General features: G+C 33.4%; 18 protein-coding genes. 10 read left to right on the top strand and 8 right to left on the bottom strand.

The window, feature by feature from the left end; genetic code table 11:
• Nucleotides 1-47: 47 nt before the first annotated feature.
• The 3 genes from ACNFIH_RS06925 (at nucleotide 48) to ACNFIH_RS06935 (ending at nucleotide 1,599) form a co-directional block, all read left to right on the top strand.
• Complete coding sequence (locus ACNFIH_RS06925) at nucleotides 48-548, top strand: SRPBCC family protein (protein WP_426486044.1); 501 nt, start codon at nucleotides 48-50, stop codon at nucleotides 546-548.
• Between the two features lie 130 nt (nucleotides 549-678).
• The gene (locus ACNFIH_RS06930) at nucleotides 679-1,188 is read left to right on the top strand and encodes a hypothetical protein (protein WP_426486045.1); all 510 of its coding nucleotides are present in this window, start codon (nucleotides 679-681) and stop codon (nucleotides 1,186-1,188) included.
• Nucleotides 1,189-1,227: 39 nt separating this feature from the next.
• On the top strand, nucleotides 1,228-1,599 hold the full coding sequence (locus ACNFIH_RS06935; RefSeq protein WP_426486046.1) for a hypothetical protein: 372 nt from the start codon (nucleotides 1,228-1,230) through the stop codon (nucleotides 1,597-1,599).
• Between the two features lie 150 nt (nucleotides 1,600-1,749).
• Here ACNFIH_RS06935 and ACNFIH_RS06940 read toward each other — a convergent pair whose 3' ends face one another.
• On the bottom strand, nucleotides 1,750-3,285 hold the full coding sequence (locus ACNFIH_RS06940; protein ID WP_426486047.1) for a YifB family Mg chelatase-like AAA ATPase: 1,536 nt from the start codon (nucleotides 3,283-3,285) through the stop codon (nucleotides 1,750-1,752).
• Between the two features lie 191 nt (nucleotides 3,286-3,476).
• Between ACNFIH_RS06940 and ACNFIH_RS06945 the strand changes: the two genes are divergently transcribed.
• Entirely contained in the window at nucleotides 3,477-4,499 is a 1,023-nt protein-coding gene (locus tag ACNFIH_RS06945) for a hypothetical protein (RefSeq protein ID WP_426486048.1), read from the top strand.
• Nucleotides 4,500-4,603: 104 nt separating this feature from the next.
• Here ACNFIH_RS06945 and ACNFIH_RS06950 read toward each other — a convergent pair whose 3' ends face one another.
• Nucleotides 4,604-5,578: a Gfo/Idh/MocA family protein gene (locus tag ACNFIH_RS06950; protein ID WP_426486049.1), complete on the bottom strand. Its 975-nt coding sequence runs from the start codon at nucleotides 5,576-5,578 to the stop codon at nucleotides 4,604-4,606.
• A gap of 131 nt (nucleotides 5,579-5,709) precedes the next feature.
• On the opposite strand from ACNFIH_RS06950, the gene ACNFIH_RS06955 reads away from it, so the two are divergent.
• The 3 genes from ACNFIH_RS06955 to ACNFIH_RS06965 all read left to right on the top strand — a co-directional run bounded on the left by ACNFIH_RS06955 (nucleotide 5,710) and on the right by ACNFIH_RS06965 (nucleotide 11,717).
• Nucleotides 5,710-8,706, top strand: a complete 2,997-nt coding sequence (locus ACNFIH_RS06955) for an amidohydrolase family protein (RefSeq protein ID WP_426486050.1) — start codon at nucleotides 5,710-5,712, stop codon at nucleotides 8,704-8,706.
• Between the two features lie 37 nt (nucleotides 8,707-8,743).
• Nucleotides 8,744-10,051: an amidohydrolase family protein gene (locus tag ACNFIH_RS06960; protein WP_426486051.1), complete on the top strand. Its 1,308-nt coding sequence runs from the start codon at nucleotides 8,744-8,746 to the stop codon at nucleotides 10,049-10,051.
• Nucleotides 10,052-10,391: 340 nt separating this feature from the next.
• A complete protein-coding gene (locus ACNFIH_RS06965) occupies nucleotides 10,392-11,717 on the top strand; it encodes an ammonium transporter (protein ID WP_035649219.1) in 1,326 nt (441 codons plus the stop codon).
• A 200-nt stretch (nucleotides 11,718-11,917) separates the two neighbouring features.
• Here the strand turns inward: ACNFIH_RS06965 and ACNFIH_RS06970 are convergent, their stop codons facing one another.
• The 3 genes from ACNFIH_RS06970 to ACNFIH_RS06980 all read right to left on the bottom strand — a co-directional run bounded on the left by ACNFIH_RS06970 (nucleotide 11,918) and on the right by ACNFIH_RS06980 (nucleotide 16,796).
• Nucleotides 11,918-14,017 carry a cytochrome c biogenesis protein CcdA gene (locus ACNFIH_RS06970; RefSeq protein WP_426486052.1) on the bottom strand — a complete coding sequence of 700 codons (2,100 nt, stop codon included), beginning with the start codon at nucleotides 14,015-14,017 and terminating at the stop codon, nucleotides 11,918-11,920.
• Nucleotides 14,017-15,327, bottom strand: a complete 1,311-nt coding sequence (gene tilS, locus ACNFIH_RS06975) for a tRNA lysidine(34) synthetase TilS (protein WP_426486053.1) — start codon at nucleotides 15,325-15,327, stop codon at nucleotides 14,017-14,019. The genes ACNFIH_RS06970 and tilS overlap by 1 nt, the downstream gene beginning before the upstream one ends.
• Nucleotides 15,328-15,509: 182 nt before the next feature.
• Entirely contained in the window at nucleotides 15,510-16,796 is a 1,287-nt protein-coding gene (locus ACNFIH_RS06980) for an anthranilate synthase component I family protein (protein ID WP_426486054.1), read from the bottom strand.
• A 209-nt stretch (nucleotides 16,797-17,005) separates the two neighbouring features.
• Here ACNFIH_RS06980 and ACNFIH_RS06985 point away from each other — a divergent pair, with 209 nt between their 5' ends.
• On the top strand, nucleotides 17,006-17,899 hold the full coding sequence (locus ACNFIH_RS06985; RefSeq protein ID WP_426486055.1) for a DUF4349 domain-containing protein: 894 nt from the start codon (nucleotides 17,006-17,008) through the stop codon (nucleotides 17,897-17,899).
• 209 nt (nucleotides 17,900-18,108) lie between these two features.
• A complete protein-coding gene (locus ACNFIH_RS06990) occupies nucleotides 18,109-18,486 on the top strand; it encodes a DoxX family membrane protein (RefSeq protein ID WP_035649228.1) in 378 nt (125 codons plus the stop codon).
• Between the two features lie 55 nt (nucleotides 18,487-18,541).
• Here the strand turns inward: ACNFIH_RS06990 and ACNFIH_RS06995 are convergent, their stop codons facing one another.
• On the bottom strand, nucleotides 18,542-19,084 hold the full coding sequence (locus ACNFIH_RS06995; protein WP_035649230.1) for a lipocalin family protein: 543 nt from the start codon (nucleotides 19,082-19,084) through the stop codon (nucleotides 18,542-18,544).
• A gap of 404 nt (nucleotides 19,085-19,488) precedes the next feature.
• Here ACNFIH_RS06995 and ACNFIH_RS07000 point away from each other — a divergent pair, with 404 nt between their 5' ends.
• Nucleotides 19,489-19,923 (top strand): hypothetical protein, encoded by a 435-nt coding sequence (locus tag ACNFIH_RS07000; RefSeq protein WP_426486056.1) that lies wholly within the window; start codon nucleotides 19,489-19,491, stop codon nucleotides 19,921-19,923.
• Between the two features lie 54 nt (nucleotides 19,924-19,977).
• Here ACNFIH_RS07000 and lpdA read toward each other — a convergent pair whose 3' ends face one another.
• Nucleotides 19,978-21,381, bottom strand: a complete 1,404-nt coding sequence (lpdA, locus tag ACNFIH_RS07005; RefSeq protein ID WP_426486057.1) for a dihydrolipoyl dehydrogenase — start codon at nucleotides 21,379-21,381, stop codon at nucleotides 19,978-19,980.
• Between the two features lie 341 nt (nucleotides 21,382-21,722).
• Nucleotides 21,723-22,181: an Lrp/AsnC family transcriptional regulator gene (locus ACNFIH_RS07010; RefSeq protein ID WP_035649236.1), complete on the bottom strand. Its 459-nt coding sequence runs from the start codon at nucleotides 22,179-22,181 to the stop codon at nucleotides 21,723-21,725.
• Nucleotides 22,182-22,508 lie beyond the last annotated feature (327 nt).

The raw sequence follows: 22,508 nt of genomic DNA on the forward strand, positions 1-22,508 counted from the left end.
AAATGCTTTGAATAAAATCAAATACTAATACATTTAAAATCAATATTATGAAATCAAATCTTTTAATGAATTTTACTGTAGATAAAGAAACGAGTACCGTAAATGTAAAACGTGAATTTAATGCATCATTGTCAGCTGTTTGGTCGGCATGGACGGAAGCTGAGATTTTGGATCAATGGTGGGCGCCAGCTCCTTGGAAAGCCAAAACTAAAAGTATGGAATTTAAAGAAGGCGGACGCCGATTATATGCAATGGTTGGCCCTGAAGGCGAAGAACATTGGGCAATTGCCGATTTTACTTCAATCAGCCCAAAGACAAATTTTAAATATCTGGACGCTTTCAGCGACAGCGAAGGAAACTTAAACAAAGAATTCCCACGTTCTGACTGGGATGTCAATTTTTCTGAGCAAGGCGGCTCTACTTTTGTTGATATTGCGATTAAACATGAAAAACTTTCTGATTTGGAAATGATTATTCAAATGGGATTCAAGGAAGGCTTTACGATTGCAATGGAAGGGTTGGATGTAATTTTTGCAAATCAATCCTAGTAAAAAATATATTCGCAATTCAAAAAATACCGCTTTGTCATTGAAGCGGTATTTTTTTACTTATTTTAATTGCTTTAATTTGAGTTTAATTTGTATTTTCAACCTGAAAACTAGAGTCAAAAAAACTTAAATGACCCATCTTTTTACAAAACTTAAAAATGCGTGCCTACTTTTTACTTTACTGTTATTAATCAGTTCATGCAATTCAAGCAAAAAAATCTCTGGAATTTACAGATCAAATTTTGCGCAATATGGCTTTTTTGTAACCGAAGTTAAACTGAATGAGGACAGTACAGCGGTATTTCAAAAATGGGGAGATGTATTGGGTGAAAAACTAAACGGGAAATATAAAATTTCGAAAAATACTTTATATCTAAAATTTAATAAACTAAAACATGATTCATCAAAAGACACTGTGTCAATTAATGAATTATCAATGATTCCTATTGATACATCAGAATATCAAGATTCACATGGATACGATTTAAAATTTGAAAATGGCATTCCGTATCATCTTAAATTCAAAATAAAACATAATAAGCTACTTGTCTATAATTTTGTAAGTGACAAAATTATTCGCAGATGCCAAGGATCAAAAAATAAAGCGAGATTTTATTTAAAGAAACTAGATAACTATTAAAAACTACCTTTAAAAAACCAAAATTCTAACCAAAACATTATGATAAAACTCATTACCACCGCTCTTTTGCTTGCCACTATTTCAGCATTCTCTCAAAGCAGATATGAGCTTTCTGATAAAGGAAAAGAAAAATTCTATCTTTCTGATTCTATTTCAAATTTGGCGAAAGCCGGAAAAATTACTGATAAGCCAATTGTAGTTGTTGACGGAATACCGCATCGTTTTCAGGACTTAGAAAAAGAAAAGCTTGTTTTGTCTAAAATGGAAATTTCCAAAATTATCGCCATGGACAAACAAAAAGGAATCAGCATTTATGGAACTTACGGAGAAGCCGGCGTTTTGATTGTTACAACAAACAGAAGTAGTTTTCAAAAACGTGTGCCAGAGGTGAAAGAAATGAACGAAAATTAATTTTTAGTTACAGGTTTCAAGTTTCAGGTTTCACTCAAGATTGTCAGGCTGAGCGAAGTCGAAGTCCTCGTTTCAATAGGAACGCCCTTCGACTTCGCTCAAGGTGACAAACGTTTTTACAATTAATAATTCATAATTAATAATTAAAAATTACCCCAACCATCCTTCACGATCCAAACTTCTGTATTGAATTGCTTCGGCGATGTGTTGTGAAATTATAGACGGAGCATTATCTAAATCAGCGATTGTTCTGGCTACTTTCAAAATCCTGTCATACGCTCTTGCTGAAAGATTCAAACGTTCCATTGCGGTTTTTAGTAATTCTTTAGATTGATCATCTAATGCGCAAAATTCGCGAATCAATTTGCTGCTCATTTGGGCATTATAATGTATGTTTTCGATTTCTTGGAATCTTTGAGTCTGAATTTCTCTGGCAGCGGTAACGCGTTTTCTAATTTCAACACTACTTTCTGCTTTTCTATCATCGGCTAATTTCTCGAAAGGAACAGGAGTTACTTCTATATGAATATCAATTCGGTCTAAAAGCGGTCCGGAAATTTTGCTCATATAACGCTGCATTTCGTGCGGTGATGAGGTATTTGGCATACTCGGATCATTAAAAAATCCACTCGGACTTGGATTCATACTCGCCACCAACATAAACGACGACGGATAAGTCACCGTAAATTTAGCTCTCGAAATAGTTACTTCACGATCTTCCAACGGTTGACGCATCACTTCAAGAACATCACGCTTAAATTCTGGCAATTCATCCAAAAACAAAACACCATTATGCGCCATTGAAATTTCGCCTGGTTGCGGATAACTTCCTCCTCCAACAAGCGCAACGTTTGAAATGGTATGATGCGGACTACGAAAAGGACGCTGATTCATTAAACCGACTTCTTTCAATTTTCCGGCAACGCTGTGAATTTTAGTTGTTTCAAGTGCTTCGCGCAAAGTCATTGGAGGCAATATACTCGGAACACGTTTTGCCAGCATTGTTTTTCCGGCTCCCGGCGGACCAATTAAAATGATATTATGACCGCCCGCGGCCGCAATTTCCATACAACGTTTAATGCTTTCCTGGCCTCTAACATCTGAAAAATCAAATTCAGGGAAATCTAGACTTTTATAAAATTCAGCACGAGTGTCAATCACTGTTGGTTGAAGCGTATCTTTTCCGCCAAAAAAATCTATTATTTCCTGCAAATTCGAAACACCGTAAACATCTAATCCAGCTACAATTGCGGCTTCTTTTACGTTTTGAATTGGGAGAAAAAATCCTTTATAACCTTCTTCTTTTGCTTTTATGGCAATTGGCAAAGCGCCACGAATAGGCTGCAAACTTCCGTCTAATGAAAGTTCGCCCATAATAATATATTGTTCGATTTCGGGTGCTTTTATTTGGTCTGAACCAATTAATATTCCCATTGCGAGAGGCAAATCGTATGCAGAGCCTTCTTTTCGAAGATCGGCGGGCGCCATATTGATGGTTATTTTTTTGCCCGGAAGCATCAATCCGTTGTTCTTTAAAGCGGCTGCAATTCGGTAACTGCTTTCTTTTATGGCATTATCCGGAAGCCCAACTAAATGATAACCAATTCCTTTATCCATATGAACTTCCATCGTAATTGTGGTTGCCTCTACTCCAAAAACAGCACTTCCGTAAACTTTTACTAACATAATTATCCTTTCATTATTTTGTTTTTAAAACTAATGAAAAAAATAATTATTTGTAAATATTTTATTACAAAATTTTAATTATGTCTTTATACATAATTATTCAAGTTCCATAGAACATTAGGTATTTGTACTTGTTTTTAACAGGATTTACTTTCATAAATTTACAATCACAAATCCAAAAATAAAAAAATATGAAAACAAAATTACTATTATTAATTTGTATGCTATTTATTAATCATGCAAATGCTCAAACAGTTCCACCACCGAAAAACATTTTCGTTAGTAGCATGTCAATTTTTGGCCAAATTGATGACGATTCAACCGTGTTCATTGACCTAGGTGATGGCAGTAAACTAATAAGTGTTAAGGCAGATGCAAATAAATTTTTTAAATATGAATCTCCAACATTATTTAAAGTTGGTTCAACAATAAATATTTACTCAAAAAATACTATTGGTACAGAATCAGTTAAAGTGCCCAAAAAAGTTTTATCACCTGATGAACTAAAATTGGAATATGAAACTAAAAAAGAATCAGCAAATCAAACAATTTTGCTTCTAGAAACAGAGAAGAAGAAAATTGAGGAAGAAAATGAAAAAAAAGAAAAAGCAAGAATAGAACAATTAGCTACTGAACTTAAAAAAAGTGGATATAAAGTTGAAAAAGTTAATGATGATGTGGTTAGTTTTAGTGAAGCAGTTTCAAAAGTAGAGGCATACAAAGCTGAAAAATTAGCTCTAAGAAATACAACCTTAATATATGGTTCACAAATATTATCAACAAATTTTACAATTCCATTAGTCAGATTTAATTTTGTTGAAGGTGATAGTCAAAAGCAAGGAGATATACTTCTTTTTACTTCAATTGGTGCAGGTGTTGGGTACTATTGGGGGCAATTGGAAAGAACACGTGATAATACAGGTGAAATTATTAATGAAGAATTCAGAAATAGATTTGGTATAAATCTTGGCTTCTTATTTTCTGCAGGAACTGGTGAAGAATCTAAAAACGTTTTTGCTCCTGTAATTAATTTTGCAGTCTTAGATTTTCAAATAGGAATTGGAACTGAATTAGGCACAAGAAGTGCTAATCAAAAAAGACAATTTTTAACATTATCATATGCCATTCCTGTATACAAATTATTCAAAAAAGGTTACAAGATATATGCTATGGAACCTGAGCCAAATGAAATGATACAAAAATCACTAAATTAGAAAAAGTAATATCTAATTATAAAAAGCTTTCCATATGGGAAGCTTTTTATTTTAATAAATGTTTTTTGAATAATTTTAGTCTTTATAAATTAAAAGAAACCGAGCTAAAAATGTAATTTAATCTGACTTTTTATCTCCTCAACAATCCTACTCAAATCCAAGCAATTTTGATGCGACCAAAATTCACTTTCAATTTGACTATTTCGGATACAATTATGGCACTCGATAATTTCATGCGAATATCCTTTTCCAAGTGTTGGCAAACTAAAAGCAGTTTCTTTTTCATCAATAAATAAAGAATATCCATCGGCAACAAACCAAGGCGAATTCAGTTCGATTCTTCCCTTAGTTCCGGCAATAACAGCTTTCATATCAGAATCTGAAACAATAGAAGCATGCAAAATCGATTGTGCCGATTCATATTGTAAAATCATGGAAGTCTGCAAATCAATATCATTTTTATGTTTTATCGCTTTTGAAATAATTTCTTTAGGCTTTCCTAATAGTATATAGGACAGAAATAATGGATAAACGCCAATGTCAAACAATGCGCCTCCTCCCAGTTTTTTATCAAAAAGTCTTTGATTTTCAGTTTCGCTTCCGCGGAAAGCAAAATCGGCATTTATGTATTTTACTTCACCAATTTCTCCGTTTTCAACTTTCTGCAATACTTCTTTGACTGACGGAATAAATCGCGTCCAGAAAGCTTCCATAAAAAACTTATTATTCTTTTTTGAAGCTTCAATCATTCGCTTGGCATCGGAATATGAAAGTGCCAAAGGTTTTTCGCATAAAACGTGTTTTCTGTTTTCTAAAGCTCTAATCGATAATTCAGCGTGCGAATCGTGCGGTGTGGCTATGTAAATAATTTCGACTTCTTCATCAGCAAAAATCGCATCGTATGAATCGTAAGCTTTAGAACAATTGTATTTTTGAGCAAAATCTTTTGCTTTTTCTAAATCTCTCGAAGCAACCGCCGTCAATTCAGCATCTTCCAACAACATTAAATCGGTCGCAAATTGATTGGCAATATTTCCTAAACCAATTATTCCCCATTTTATTTTTTGTGAATTTTTCATAAATGTCCTATATACACTATCCATCAAGGATTTACCTAAATTTTCATCTAAAATAGAGAAAAAACATTTTGAAAAATTAAAACTTATCTAACATATTTTCATATTTTTAGCAACAAATTAGCAAATACTATATGAAAAAAGCCCTACTACTACTCTTTTTGAGCGTTTTTTTAACAAAAACGTATGCTCAAGACTACTTCCCTGTTAATGAAAGTGTGCACAACAAAAGTAAAAATTACACTGTTTTTACGAATGCCACTATTTATGTAAGTCCAACTCAAAAAATTGAAAAAGGAACATTGCTTATCCAAGACGGAAAAGTAGTTTCTGTTGGAACCAATATTGCAATTCCTAAAAACAGCATCACAATTGATCTGACAGGAAAAACAATTTACCCATCATTTATTGATATTTACACCAGTTTTGGGATCGAAAAACCAAAATCAAATGTTACTCCAGGACGCCGTAACCCACTATACGATACAAAAAGAACTGGTTTTTACTGGAACGAAAGTGTACGACCTGAAGTAAATGGTTATGAAACTTTTAAATATGATCAGCCAAAAGCTGATGAGTTTTTGAAAGCTGGTTTTGGTGTTGTTGGAACTCACGTACCTGACGGAATTGCTCAGGGATCTGGAGCTCTTGTTGCTTTAAACAATGAAAACAACTCAAAACAAATTATTTCAAATAAATTAACGAATCACTTTGCTTTTTCCAGAAGTGCCTTGACAAATCAGCAATATCCAAGTTCTTTAATGGGTATGATGGCTTTGCTTCGCCAAATGTATCTTGACTTAGATTGGTACAAAAAAGGAAATTCTGAAACTAAAGATTTATCGTTAGAAGCTTTGGCAAACAATGAAAAACTGGTTCAGATTTTTGCAACAGAAGACAAATTAAACAGTTTAAGAGCTTCGAAAATTGCAAAAGAATTTGGTTTAAATTACGTTTTGAAAGGAAGCGGAAATGAATTCGAAAGAATTGAAGAAATTAAAGGAACAAATGCAAAATTTATTATTCCGATTAGTTTCCCAGATGCATACGATGTTTCGAATCCGTATTTATCAAACCAAATTGAATTGGCTGATATGCGTTTCTGGAATCAGGCGCCAACGAACTTAAAAGTTCTTTCGGATAACGGAATTGTTTTCGCCTTGACGACTGACAAATTAAAGAAAATTGAAGACTTTAAACCTAATTTATTAAAAGCGATAAAATATGGTTTTGATAAAACAAAAGCTTTAGAAGCGTTAACTACAATTCCTGCGGCTATTTTAGGAAAAAGTGACGAAGTAGGAAGTTTGAAAACTGGAAGTTATGCAAACTTCATTATTACTTCTGGAGAAGTTTTTGACGAGAAAACGGTTTTATATGAAAACTGGGTTCAAGGAAGCAAATTTGTTGTGAATGATATCAATGCGAAAGATATTCGCGGAAATTACGACTTGACTGTTGGAAAAGATACTTATAAATGGAAAATTGACGGAACTGCTGATGCTCAAAAATCAGAAATCACAACTGCTGATGCTAAAAAGGTAAAAAGTACTTTTTCTATCGCAAAAAATTGGGTTTCTCTTGTAATCAAACCTGCTGATACTATTAAATCAAACTTTGCTCGTTTAACAGGATTTGTTGAAAAAGCAGATGCTTTATCTGGAAAAGCGGTTTTATCAAATGGAGATGAATTGGTTTGGAATGCAGTAAAAACGAGTCCGTTTGTGGCTGTAAAAGATACTATTAAACCAGAAAAACCAAATCATATAATGCCTGTAACGTATCCAAACGTTGCTTTTGGTGATACTAAAAAACAAACTGCTCAGACTTTATTATTCAAAAACGCTACCGTTTGGACGAATGAAAAAGAAGGAATTTTGACAGAAGCTGACGTTTTAATCAAAAACGGAAAAATTGCTGCTGTAGGTAAAAATCTTTCTGACGCATCGGCAACTGTAATTGATGCTAAAGGAAAACACATTACAAGCGGTATTATTGATGAGCATTCGCACATCGCGATTTCTAAAGGTGTGAATGAAAGCGGACACAACTCAACTGCTGAGGTTACAATTCAGGATGTTGTAAACTCTGAAGACATTAATATTTATAGAGATTTAGCTGGAGGTGTTACAATTTCTCAATTATTGCACGGTTCTGCAAACCCAATTGGTGGTCGTTCTGCGATTGTAAAATGGAAATGGGGTTCTGCGGCAGATGAAATGTTATACAAAAACCAACCAAAATTCATCAAATTTGCTTTGGGTGAAAACGTAAAACAAGCAAACTGGGGAATTGACAATCCAACTCGTTTCCCACAAACCAGAATGGGAGTTGAACAAGTTTTTACAGATTATTTCCAATTAGCTAAAGAATATGACGAAAACTGGAAAAAATTCAATGCTGGAAATAAAAAAGGAAAAGCTCCAAGAGTAGATTTAGAATTACAAACTCTCGCTGAAATTTTAAACAAAGAGCGTTTCATTACTTGTCACTCTTATGTAGAGTCTGAAATTTTAAATTTGATGAATGTTGCTGAGAAATTCAATTTCAGAGTAAACACTTTCACACACATTTTAGAAGGTTACAAAGTGGCTGATAAAATGAAAGAGCACGGAGTTGGAGCTTCAACATTCTCTGACTGGTGGGCTTATAAATTTGAGGTTAATGATGCAATCCCTTACAACGGACCAATTATGCACAACGAAGGTGTAGTTGTTGCTTACAACTCTGATGATGCTGAAATGTCTCGAAGATTAAACCAAGAAGCTGCAAAAGCGGTTAAATACGGAAATGTATCTGAAGAAGATGCCTGGAAATTTGTCACTTTAAATCCTGCGAAATTATTACATATCGACGATAAAGTAGGAAGCTTAAAAGTGGGCAAAGATGCCGATGTTGTTTTATGGAGCGAAAATCCATTGTCTATTTATGCTAAAGCTGAAAAAACAATTATTGAAGGTGTAGTTTATTTTGATATTGAAAAAGATGCTCAAAAACAATTGGCCATCACTAAAGAAAGAAATGAATTGATTGGGCAAATGCTACAGGAAAAAAACAAAGGAAACAGCACTCAGGCTCCAACAAGAAAAGAGAAAAGAGAATATCACTGTGATACTTTAGAACAGTTATAAAAGCTTTAGAAAATTCATAATGATAAAAAGAGACAACATGATAAATAAAAACATATATAAATTGCTGTTATTATTTTGTGCTTCTGTACAAATAAATGCGCAGCAAATTCCAGCACCAAAGCAATCAAAATCGGTTTTGATTTTAAATGCGACTGCGCACTTGGGTAACGGAAAAGTGATTCAAAACAGTGCGATTGGTTTTAAAGACGGAAAAATTACTTTAGTTGCCGATGCAACAACAATCAGACTTGCCGCTGATGCTTATGACACTACTATTGATGCTTCGGGAAAACATGTGTATCCAGGATTTATTGCTGCCAATACAACTTTAGGATTAGTTGAAATTGATGCTGTAAAATCATCTGATGACGAAGAAGAAATTGGAACTTTCAACCCAAATGTAAGAAGTATTATTGCTTATAACTCGGAGTCAAAAGTAGTTGAAACGGTTCGTCCGAATGGTGTTTTAGTTGCTCAGATTACACCGCGTGGCGGAACAATTTCTGGTACTTCATCAATTGTACAATTAGATGCATGGAGCTGGAAAGATGCAATTGTAAAAGAAAATGACGGAATTCATTTGAATTTCCCATCTAGTTTCAAAAGATCTGGATCTTGGTTTGAGCCTGGTGTTATTGAACCAAACAAAGATTATCCGAAACAAGCGGAAGAAATCAACGCTTTTTTGATCAATGCAAAAGCCTATAATCAAACAACTCCAAAAGAAAGAAACATCGTTCTGGAAGCTACAAAAGGCTTGTTTGACGGAACTCAAACTCTTTACATTCATGCCGATGAAGAAAAGCAAATTGTAGATGCAATTCAATTGGCTGCAGACAATCAAATCAAAAAGGTTGTAATCGTTGGTGGTTTTGAAGCTTACAAAGCAACGGCGCAATTATCAAAATATAATGTGGGAGTTCTTTTAAGACGTGTTCACGATATGCCAACAAGCGCTGATCAAGATGTAAACCTGCCTTATAAAATGGCAAAAATACTTACTGACAAAGGTATTGTTGTTGGTTTAGAAAACAGCGGTGATCATGAGCGTATGAGTGTGAGAAACTTACCTTTCTTAGCTGGAACTTGTGCTGCTTTTGGTTTAGATAAAGAAGTTGCCGTACAGTTAATTACGCTAAATACAGCAAAATTATTAGGAGTTGATGCAACTTGCGGAACTTTGGAAACAGGCAAAGATGCTACTTTATTTATATCTGAAGGAGATGCTTTAGATATGAGAACAAATAAATTGACAACTGCTTTTATTCAGGGGAGAAACATCAATTTAGATACTTTCCAAAACAAACTGAACAGAAAATTCAAAGAAAAGTTCGGTCAGAAATAATTCGGTTTTTCTAATACAAAAAGGCATCATTTGAAATATTCATTTGATGCCTTTTTTATTTAAAACAAAACAATTTACACAACACATTGAATAATATGAATAGAAAAAAATCATTATTTTAAGAATAATAGTATCTTTTTTTTATCAGAAACTGCACAAATGACAACTTTTACCCATTTCAAGATTAATAAATTGTAAAATTTAAGTCTTTTTTAAGATATACACGCAAAATTTAGGGGGTCAAATTTTAAAATTAACAAAAATCAAACAATAGACTCTATTTTTTATAGGGGTGTCGAATGATTTTATACTTTTATAAAAAATTTAAAACTAAATAACTATGCGAAAAATTATTTTAAGTGTGATCCTCATCACGATTTTGTTACTATCTATTTTTTCTATCTCATTTGTTACTGAATCAAAAACATTAGGCGCTCATGTTGTTGAATTAAAATTAGACACGGGTGATACAGCATGGATGGTTGTTGCTACAGCATTTGTATTATTAATGACTCCGGGATTAGGATTTTTCTATGGCGGTATGGTAGGCAAGAAAAACGTAATCAGTACGATGCTTCAAAGTTTCATGGCAATGGTAATTGTTACAGTTCTTTGGGTAGTAATTGGATTCGGATTATGTTTTGGTCCATCTATAGGCGGTTTCATTGGAGATCCTTCTTCAAATATATTTTTTCAGGGCGTAAGCGCAAATACCGCTTGGGAATTAGCACCAACAATTCCTATGATTCTTTTTGCTTTATTCCAGGCAAAATTCGCAATCATTACTCCAGCATTAATTACAGGAGCTTTTGCAGAACGTGTACGTTTCTGGGCTTACTTATTATTCATGGTTTTATTTATCTTATTCGTATACGCTCCATTATGTCACATGACTTGGCATCCTGATGGATTATTCTTTGGATGGGGAGTTCTTGACTTTGCTGGTGGTACTGTAGTACACATGAGTGCTGGATGGGCTGCTTTGGCTGGAGCAATCTTCTTAGGAAAACGTAAAGTTCAAAAAGTAAATCCTGCAAGAATCACGTATGTATTATTAGGTACAGGTTTATTATGGTTCGGATGGTTTGGTTTCAACGCAGGTTCTGCAGTTGGAGCTGGAAGTCTTGCTGCTCAAGCTTTAGGAACAACTACAATCGCTGCGGCTTCTGCTGCTATGGCTTGGGTTTTCCTTGACAAAATATTAGGACACAAATTATCTGCAATGGGAGCTTGTATTGGTGCTGTAGTAGGTTTAGTTGCTATTACTCCTGCTGCTGGTTTTGTAAGCATTCCTCATGCATTAGCAATTGGTATTATCGCTGCAGTAATCAGTAATATTGTGGTTAGCAAATTCCCTAAAGGAAAAATCGACGATGCTCTTGACGTATTTGCTTGTCACGGTGTTGGTGGTATGGTAGGAATGTTATTAACTGGTGTTTTTGCTTCTAATAGCGTAAACTCTATAGTTGGTAAAAACCAAGGTTTAATTTTTGGTGATGCTACTTTATTCTTAATACAATTAAAAGCATTAGTTATCGTGTCAATCTTTGCTTTTGCTGCTTCTTATGCATTGTTCTTCATTGTAAACAAAATTACTCCTTTAAGAGTTACTGAAGAAAAAGAAGAATTAGGATTAGACATCTCTCAACACGGAGAATACTTATAATAAAAAGAATTTCCTCTTTTTGCCTTTATAAAAAATCCCTCTAAGTTTAGCTTAGAGGGATTTTTGTTTGAATTAATATCAACTTATTAGTCCTTAGTAATTAGTTCTTAGTGATTAGTCACTTTATTTAGTTTAACCATTTAACTCCATGAAATTATAAAGAAAAAAACTAAGGGCTAATCACTAAGAACTAAAAAATCTTATTTGAAATTCGCAATTCCTTCTTTCAGCCATTGCAAATATTCTACGGTACTTACGTAACTAATTGTTGGTTTAGAAGTATGCAGGTTATTACCTTCTAAATCCGTGATAACATACAAAGGCTGTGTATTGGTTTTATATTTTGAAATCATAAAATCAGTCCATTTATCTCCTACTGTAATGATTTCATCTCCAGCTTTCGTAACATATTGTTCGTTTTTTGGAAGTTCTCGTTTATCATCAACGTATAACGAAATCAAAACAACATCATTTTTTAATATTGGTAAAACCGATGGATCTGACCAAACATTGTTTTCCATTTTTCTACAGTTTACACATGCATACCCAGTAAAATCAAGCATTATTGGCTTGTTGATTTCTTTTGCGTATGCTAAACCATCCGCGTAATCATGAAAAACCATTATTCCGTGTGGGCCTAATTCTGCGCCTTCAGGAAGTCCTTTTATTGTTTCTTTGCTTCCTGTTGAATTCCCTGAACCTCCAACGCCAAATGGACTTTCACTATAGGTTGGTGGTGGCGGAAAAGCGCTAATTAATTTTAAAGGCGCTCCCCAAAGTCCCGGAATCATATAAATTGTAAAACTTAAAACAAGTAATCCTAATGATAATCTTCCAACCGAAATATGATGCGTTGGACTATCGCGCGGTAATGTAATTTTTCCGAATAGATATAATGCAAGAGTTCCAAAAATAGCAATCCAAATCGCTAAGAAAACTTCTCTTTCTAGGAAATGCAATTGTAAAACCAAATCGGCATTTGACAAGAATTTGAATGCTAAAGCCAATTCTAAAAATCCTAAAACAACTTTTACAGTGTTTAACCATCCGCCAGATTTTGGTAATGAATTCAACCATCCTGGGAACAATGCAAATAACATAAATGGAAGTGCTAATGCTGAAGAGAAACCTAACATTCCAACGATTGGAGCAATTCCTCCATTTGAAGCAGCTTCAACTAATAAAGTCCCTACGATTGGTCCTGTACATGAAAATGATACAATTGCCAATGCCAAAGCCATAAACAATATTCCAATCAAACCTCCTTTGTCTGCTTGTTGATCGGCTTTGTTTGCCCATGAATTCGGAAGCATAATTTCGAATGCTCCTAAAAATGAAACAGCAAAAACGACCAAAATCACGAAGAAAATAAGATTGAACCAAACATCTGTTGACAATGCATTTAAAGCATCAGCCCCGAATATTTTAGTTACAATCAATCCTAAAATCACATAAATTGCAATGATTGATAATCCGTAAATTATAGCATTTCTAATTCCTTTTGCTCTGCTTTTACTTTGTTTAGTAAAGAAACTTACCGTCATAGGAATCATCGGGAAAACGCAAGGTGTAAACAAGGCTGCAAAACCACCTAAAAAAGCCAGGAAAAAGATAGACCACAAACTTCTAGACGGTGCCGGCGCTGGCATATCTTCTTTTGAAATTGGTTCTTCTACATTAGATTTTACTACCTGAACTTTTGCTGTATCTGCTGCTTTTGCAATTGTATCTACTGCAATTCCAGCTACTTTTGTTTCATCTTTTTTCGCTTCTGTTATTGCCGGAACTGCGTCCATATTGAAAGTCGACGGAATCGCAATTGAGAATTTTTTATTCGAATTGATACAAACTTCTTTACAAACCTGAAAATCAAATTCTACATCAACTGTTTTTAAATTTGGGTTGACAATCTTGATTTCCTGTTCGATATGTGCTTTTCCTTCAAAGAAAGTTTCGTTTACGCCAAAAACATCATTAAAAGCTGTTCTGGTTTTTCCTTCCTTTGCTTTTCCAACTAATTCGTAATTTCCTTTTTGATTTTTGAATGCAATTTCCAGCGCAAGCGGTCCGCCTTCTGGCGTAAATTGCGAGTACATATGCCAGTCTTTTTCAATTGTTCCGTCAAAAATTAACACGGCATTATTTCCGGATTTTTTTTCAATTTTTGAAGTCCATTTTACTGGTTCTAAAACCTGAGCATTACTTTTTGCAAAAGAAAAAATAAAAAACAGTAAAAATAAAAGAGATTTGCTCCAGTAGTTTTTTGGCATTATCGCTTGGCGGTATTGATTAAAGTTCATTATTGCAGTTCTATTTTTAGTATATTATTTGTGGTATTTTCAATTTTAAAACGTTCGTCTTGCCTGATTCCGACAACCCATACAATTTGGTTATCTGAACATAAAATCCATGTTTTTTCTTTTTCGATCAGAGAAAGTTTTTCATCTTTAAAAAGCTTGCTCACTTTTTTTGATTTTCCCTGCATTCCAAAAGGCTGAAAAACATCTCCCTCATTCCATCTACGTAAAATCAAAGGAAACTGGATTTTTTCGGCGTCCACAAAGATAGCTTTATTTGAATCTATTGTAATGTCATCTACCTGACAAAGCTTCAAATTTAAGGGAAAATTAACTTCTGTGTCTTCTTTATTAATTTCAAATTCTTCGTCATTAGGCTCATACGAAATTGGACTCAAAATCAAGGTTTCTCTGTTTTTAAGCAATCTGAATTCCTCTGAAAGCACTTGTTTCCCAGATTGTCCGTTTACCAAATCGTAAATATCATTCCATGCCGTGAAACCAAATTCATTCAGCCATTGGTACAAATACGATTTATAATTTGGTAACTTTTTTAGTTGATTTAAATCGAAATGAATATCTTCTCCATCTTCTTTCGCAACCTGCTGATAAATCATAATTGATGCATCTTCAGTCATTTCCTGCGATTCCTGCAAATATGATTGTGTCTTCTGAAAAGCATTCAAAAAGTTTGGGTTGATTTCTTTTAAAATCGGAACTAAATCGTGTCGAATTTTATTTCGCAAATATTTATTAGATGCATTACTGCTGTCCTCGCGCCATGCAATTTTGTTTTCTTCAGCGTATTTCAGAATTTCTTCTCTTGGAAAAGGCAAAAGCGGGCGAATTATTTTATCGTTTTGTTCCGGAATTCCCGTTAATCCATCTAATCCAGTTCCTCGGGTTAAATTGATAATGAAGGTTTCCAAATTATCATCAGCATGATGCGCTGTTAAAATATAGTCGAAATTTTCTTCTTCCAAAAGCTCATAAAACCAACTATATCGAAGTTCTCTCGCCGCAACTTGTGTCGATAATTTATAATCTTCGGCAAAAGCTTTGGTGTCAAATTGTGTGGTAAAAAACGGAATGCTGTTTTGCTTGCAGTAATTTTGAATAAATTCCTGATCACCAAAACTTTCTAAACCGCGAAGCTGAAAATTACAATGCAAAACGGCAATTTCATAAGGCAGTTTTTTCAATAAATGCAGTAAAACCATACTATCTAATCCGCCACTAACAGCCAGAAAAAGCTTTTTTTCTGCTAAAAAAGGAAAACGGGAAACGATATGATTTTGAAAGTTTGAAAACATTTGATAAATGTAAAGAATTAAACTTTATCTATTTTTAAATGAAATGTTAAGCGTAGTATTTTTTTTTGCCACAGATTAAAGGGATTAAAATGATTAAAAAATCTGCGTAAATCTTTTTATCCCAATAGCTATCGGGAGTGGCAAATAAAAAAAATAATTCGTGAATTCGTGGCGGAAAAAAATTATTGCAAAACTTCATGCATTGCTTTAGCTTTCAATAAACATTCTTCATATTCTTTTTCAGGAATAGAAAGGGATGTTATGGCACTTCCGACAGAAAATGAAACATATTTATTTTCCTGATTATACAAAATACTTCGGATCACAACATTAAAATCAAAATCACCTTCGGGAGTAAAATATCCAACAGCTCCACTATACAAACCTCGTTTAGTTTCTTCTAAATTTTCGATAATTTTCATCACCGAAATCTTTGGCGCACCCGTCATACTTCCCATTGGAAAAGTTGTTTTCAAAACATCAACTGGCGAATATTGATTATCTAATTTTGAAATGATCGTTGAAATCATTTGATGAACTTGCAAAAACGAATAGATTTTACAAAGTTCTGTAACCTCAACCGAACCTTTTTGTGCAGTGTGCGAAAGGTCATTCCGAACCAAATCGGTTATCATGATATTTTCGGCGCGCTCTTTTGCATCGTTTTCTAAAAAATGTTTTGATTTTTCATCTTCTGCAGAATCTAAAAACCGTTTTGAAGTTCCTTTTATCGGTTGAGAAATAATAGTTTCATCAACTTTTTTCAAATAACGTTCAGGCGAAGCCGAAAGCAAATATTGTTTGTTATTTTTAAAGAAAACCGAAAATGGCGCTTGTGAAATAGCATTCAATTTCTGAAATTTTTCTAACGGATTTATAGTCGCGTTTTCAGCAAAAAATTCCATACAAAAATTAGCTTCATACATATCGCCTTTATGAATGTGTTCCAGCATTTTTGTCACTTTTTCAACATACAAATCTTTTGAGATTCGTTGCTGAATGGCTATATTTTCCAGACTTTCAACTTTCGACTTTCGACTTTCGACTATTTCACTAAAATCATCTTCAAGCTCGTCATCACAAAGCAATAAATACTGAATTTCAAGCTGATTTTCTTTCAATAAAAAGATTTTTTTTGGCTGAAAGAAAAATAAATCCGGAAAATCAAGTCCATCAAAATTACCCGATTTTAAATCTTCAATATCATTTTTTAAATCATACGAAAGATATCCAAAAAGCCAATCTTTTGTGGTTTGCTGATATTGTTTTAAATCTTCAAAAGCGTTTTGAAAATCAGTTTTTACAGACGTAAACGCGTCAACAGCCAGCAGACAGTCAAAACTTGAATATTCCTGAGGATATGAATTGCTGTCCAGAAAAACAATTTCACGAAACTGTTGCGACCAGGTTAAAAGTTGCTGTTTGAATTGTTCTGGATTGGAAATATGTTTATGAATAGAAACTCTCAAAGAAGTATAAATTTTAAGCTTCAAAATTACGACAAAAAAAATCCTTCAATAAAATAAACCAAAAAAATATTGGCACACTTTTTAGTATATCGATTTTAACACTAATTCATAAAATTCGCCATTTGATTAAAACTACTCTACAATTTTAACAACAAACCGCATTTACATCGTGTAAATACTTTATTTATTAATCAAATTTTAAAAATTTTATGAAAACAACTGCAAAATTAGGTTTGACCACCTTAATTCTTATTCTAGTATTATTTTCCTGCAAAAAAGCAGATTATGCTACAGCCGAAACTTCGGCAGATACTGTCTCAATGGACAGCACTGCAATTTCATCATCGGCAGCGGTCGAAAAAAAGGACAGCAAACAAAAATTTATTCGAACCGCTGATATCAAGTTTAAGGTTAAAAATGTCGTCAAATCTACTTATGCAATTGAAAATGCTGTTCAAAAATTTGGCGGATTTGTGACTTATACCAATCTTCAAAGCAATATTCATGATCAGATTAAGACTAAAATTAGTCTGGACAGCACTTTAGAAACCACGAAATATTCGGTAGAAAATAATATCACAATTCGCGTACCTAATACACAGCTGGATACAGTAATAAAATCGATTGCCAAACAAATCGATTTTTTAGATTTCAGAGTCATCAAAGCTGATGATGTTTCTTTGCGAATGTTAGCCAATCAGCTTTCGCAAAAAAGAAATAGAGTTACCGAAAAAAGGGTCGAAAATGCAATTGATTCAAAAGGAAAAAAAATCAATGATATCGTAGAGGCAGAAAATACACTAGCAAATAAAAAAGAAGAAAAAGACAATCGCATTATCGAAAACTTGTCTTTACAGGACCAAGTTAATTTCAGTACAATTACTTTACAACTTTATCAAAATGAAACGATAAAACAGGAAATTACAGCAAGTGAAAAAGATAACGCTGCTTACAAGCCTAATTTAGGAATCCAGACAATTGATGCTTTAAAAAGCGGTTGGTACATTTTAGAGTCAATTTTGATTTTCTTTATTAATCTTTGGCCGATTATTTTAATAAGCATTGGCGGCTTTTTTCTCTACAAAAAATATCTCAAGAAATAAGAAAAGTGTTAATAAAACAGCAATTTAATAATGAAAAAATCGTTATATTTGATATAGATTTCAATTAATCCCAAAACAAGGTCAGATCAATTGAAAAATCCTCAATAAAACAGCATTTAAATACTAATTCTGTTTATGAGAAATTTACATTAGACGATTTCCAAGCACATTATTTATATTTTTTAACTTATTTAAAAATCCTAAGTATTATGAAAATTGCTACTATTATTGTCCGTGTTTTAATTGGTCTTTTGCTTCTTTTTGCTTCCATTAGTTTTTTCTTTCACTTAATGCCTGCAGAACCAGCAACCAATAATGATTTTAAAGCCTTCAACACAGGTTTAATGGCTTCTACTTATTTAATGCCCTTGGCTAAATCAATTGAATTGCTTTGCGGAATTGCATTTGTAACAGGACGTTATGTAACATTAGCTAATATTTTGATCTTGCCAATTACGGTAAATATCTTGTTTATCAATTATTTCCTGACGCCAGAAGGTCTTCCGATTGCCGGACTGTTATTTTTAGGCAACTTATTTTTGATTTACAGATATTGGGATAACTACAAAAGCATTTTTACTGCCTAAATTATTTCAATCTAAAATAAAAACCCAGCACCTTTTAAAGTGCTGGGTTTTCTTTTTAATTTGTTTTGTCATGTTTTACCCAGATAAGATCTGAAATTTTATAGCCAATGTCTTGTGCTTTAATTAAAAAATCAGCTTTTATACTTTCAGGAATAGTTGTTTCTCTGGAAAGAATCCACATGTATTTTAAACTTTCGCCTACAACAAGAGCATATTTATAATCCTGATCTATTGCGATAACATTGTACCCAGCATAAAAAGGACCAAAAAATGAGACCCTAAGCATACCAATATCGTCTTTTTTGACAAACTTGGCTTTCCCGATGCTTTCTTCCCACTTGTCTTTTTTGACATCATAGCCCCTGTTATCTACCTTTATAGTACCATTATCATTCAGCGAATATTCGGCGGTGACATTTATTAAATCTTTTTCCCATTTATAATCTAACCTTGCAATTTCGTACCATTTTCCTAAATATTTTGCCTTGTCAAAGTTAGTGACGGCAACAGCTTTTTTAGGAATAGTAGAACCGCAGGAATAAAGTACAGCTGCAATTCCAGCTCCAAGAAGAATTGGAGCGATATATTTATTTTTCATAATGTTATCTTTTTAATTATCATAAAGATAGCATCTGAAATACACATCTAATTTACAAAATTTTTCTGAAACTTTATATTTTTTAGCTATTAAAAATAATGTGGGTAAAAAGAAAAAAAATCACACGTATTTTAGGATAATGTGTTCAAAAAGCTAAATTTGGAGAATTAATCTAGCCCCAAAAAATGAAAATAAATTTATTGCTGATTTTCCTATTTTGCTTTTCTTTTTCCAGATCACAATCCGTACAGGCTGTAGATTCATTAAACATAGAAATATGCAAAGCGTTGGTCCAAAATAAAAATTTAAATAATGAAATTAGAGTTAATACAATTACTAACTCTCATATAATTCCATATTTGAAAAGATTCGAGGATTCAATTACCAGGCAAAAAGCTTTCGAATTGATATTCTTCAGATTACACAAAAACTGTAACGAATTTGTAGCACTTTTTCCACAATCAAAAGTAGATGATGGATGGGCTTTACAATATGAAAAGCCTTTAGAAAACATTACAAAGGAACAATGCTATCAGCTCACTAAAAATTCAAAATATCATTATTTTGAGAATGACGGAAATAAGGTAGAAGTCACTTTATCTCAGAATATTTGGACAGAAAAATTTAGTGATAACTCTACTTCAAAATTACATTTTAAACAAAAAGGCAATTGCGAATTTGAATTAGAATTTATTGAAAGTGATAATATCTCCCGAAAAAACATGAGTATTAAAGGTGATAAATATCTTTATAAAATTTATGATGAAGATGCTGATTCTTACAGAGTTTATTTAAAAAACAAAGAAACTTATTATACTTTCAAATTGTTGAAACAATAAAAAAAACCGCCAGAAATAATTCTGACGGTTTTCCAATATGATTTACGTAAAAAATTATACGTGTATCGCTCTGTTTTCAGTAGCTGCTAATGCTGCTTCTTTTACCGCTTCCGCGAAAGTTGGGTGCGCGTGGCTCATTCTTGAAATATCTTCAGCAGAAGCTTTGAATTCCATTGCAGTAACCGCTTCAGCAATTAAATCTGCTGTACGCGCTCCAATCATGTGAACTCCTAAAACCTCATCTGTTTTTTCGTCAGCAAGGATTTTTACGAATCCGTCTAAGTCAGCACTTGCTCTTGCACGTCCTAACGCTTTGAATGGAAAACTTCCAGATTTGTAAGCAACTCCAGCCGCTTTCAATTGCTCTTCAGTTTGTCCAACTGCAGCAACTTCTGGCCAAGTGTAAACTACACCAGGAATTAAGTTATAATCGATGTGTGGTTTTTGACCAGCTAAAATTTCAGCAACCATTGTTCCTTCTTCCTCTGCTTTATGAGCCAACATTGCTCCACGAACAACGTCACCAATTGCATAAATATTTGGAATATTAGTTTGTAAATGATCGTTTACTTCAACCTGTCCTCTATCTGAAATTTTCACTCCGGCTTTATCAGCGTTTAATCCGTCTGTGTAAGGACGACGACCAACAGAAACTAATGAATAATCTCCTTCAAGAGTGATTGTTTCTCCTTTTGCATTTTCAGCCTGAACAGTTACAGCGTCGCCGTTTCTTTCAACCGATTTTACTTTGTGAGAAACGTAGAATTTCATTCCTTGTTTTTTCAATACTTTAGTCAATTCTTTAGACAATGATCCGTCCATTCCTGGAATGATTCTGTCCATGAATTCCACTACAGAAACCTGAGCACCTAAACGAAGGTAAACTTGTCCAAGCTCGATTCCGATAACTCCTCCTCCAATAATTACTAAGTGTTTTGGAACTTCTTTTAAAGCTAAAGCTTCAGTAGAAGTAATGATTCTTTCTTTATCAATTTTGATGAATGGTAAAGAAGATGGTTTTGATCCTGTAGCAATTACAGTATATTTTGTTTCGATAGTTTCTGAAGTTCCGTCAGCTTTTGCAACAGCAATGTGTGTTGCATCTACGAAAGAACCTAAACCATTGAAAACAGTAATTTTATTTTTATCCATTAAGTAGTTGATTCCACCTACGGTTTGATCTACAACGGCTTGTTTGCGCGCGATCATTTTCTCTAAATTGATTTTTACATCTCCAGAAACTTCGATTCCGTGATCTGCAAAATGAGCAATTTCAGCATAATGATGAGAAGAAGATAATAATGCTTTTGAAGGAATACAACCTACGTTAAGGCAAGTTCCGCCTAATGAATTATATTTTTCTACAATTGCAGTTTTGAAACCTAATTGTGCGCAACGAATTGCTGATACATATCCTCCAGGACCTGAACCTATAATGACTACGTCAAATGAACTCATAGTAATTTGTTTTTATTTTAGCGGTTACAAAATTAAGGAATAAAGTTTTGTTTGAAGTTTAATTTTCAATGTTTTTTGCGTGAAATTTTGGGTGTGGGTTTTCTGCCACAAAGGCTCGAAGACACAAAGTTTTTTGTTTTTATTAAGTTCACAAAGTATGTCATTTCGACTGAAAGGAGAAATCGCACTAGTGTGTCGACAAAGATTTGAAAATATGCTTTGCGGAGTTTCGTGTGCGATTTCTCCTTTCAGTCGAAATGACAAACTGGGTGTTAGACGCACTGCTGTGCGTCTCTACAAAAAACCTTAGAACCTTTGCCTCTCTGTACCTTTGAACCTCTTTAAAAAGAAATCACCGTTGAATTCTTCACTTCACTAATCATAAACATACTTTGTGTACTTCCAATGTGTTGCAAACTTGTAAGCTTTGTAACTAAAAATTCTCTATAAGCTTCCATATCTTTTACTAGGACTTTCAAAATATAATCGTAATCGCCACTTACATGATGGCATTCTAAAACTTCATTTAGTTTGATTACTTCACTTTCAAATTTGGTTAGAAATTCTTTGGTGTGCTGAATGAGTTTTAAATGGCAAAACACCACGAATCCTTTTTCGATTTTGGATTTATCAACTAATGCCACATAGTTTTTAATTATTCCTTCTCGCTCTAATTTTTTAATGCGTTCGTAAACTGCTGTTACAGAAAGATCAAGTTTTAATGATAATTCTTTGGTTGTTTTTTTACTATCGGTTTGTAAAAGAACTAACAGTTTTTTATCTGTGGCGTCTAAAATCATTTTGTTTGCTTTTTGAGATGAAAGAAAATCTATTGATTGGGTTTTATCAATCCAAATTTAGATTAAAAATCACAATAAATACATGTTTATAGTTTTAAAATCTAATTATTCACTTTATAGTTGATTAATTTTCTTATTAGATCTTATTTTGAACAAGATTTCTCTTGAAAACGAGTGCCCTAGCCCTGATAGAAGTGGAAATCCTTTTGTGTCTCGTTTCTTTAACGAGACACAAAAGATTGCAACGGATAGCAGGATTAGCTCCTAACAATTAATACTAGGTTCAATCAACTTGAAACCTGAAACTTTAAACAAAACAAACAAAAA

Origin of the sequence: Flavobacterium sp. 2 (assembly GCF_049949195.1) — a bacterium.
Taxonomy (GTDB): domain Bacteria; phylum Bacteroidota; class Bacteroidia; order Flavobacteriales; family Flavobacteriaceae; genus Flavobacterium.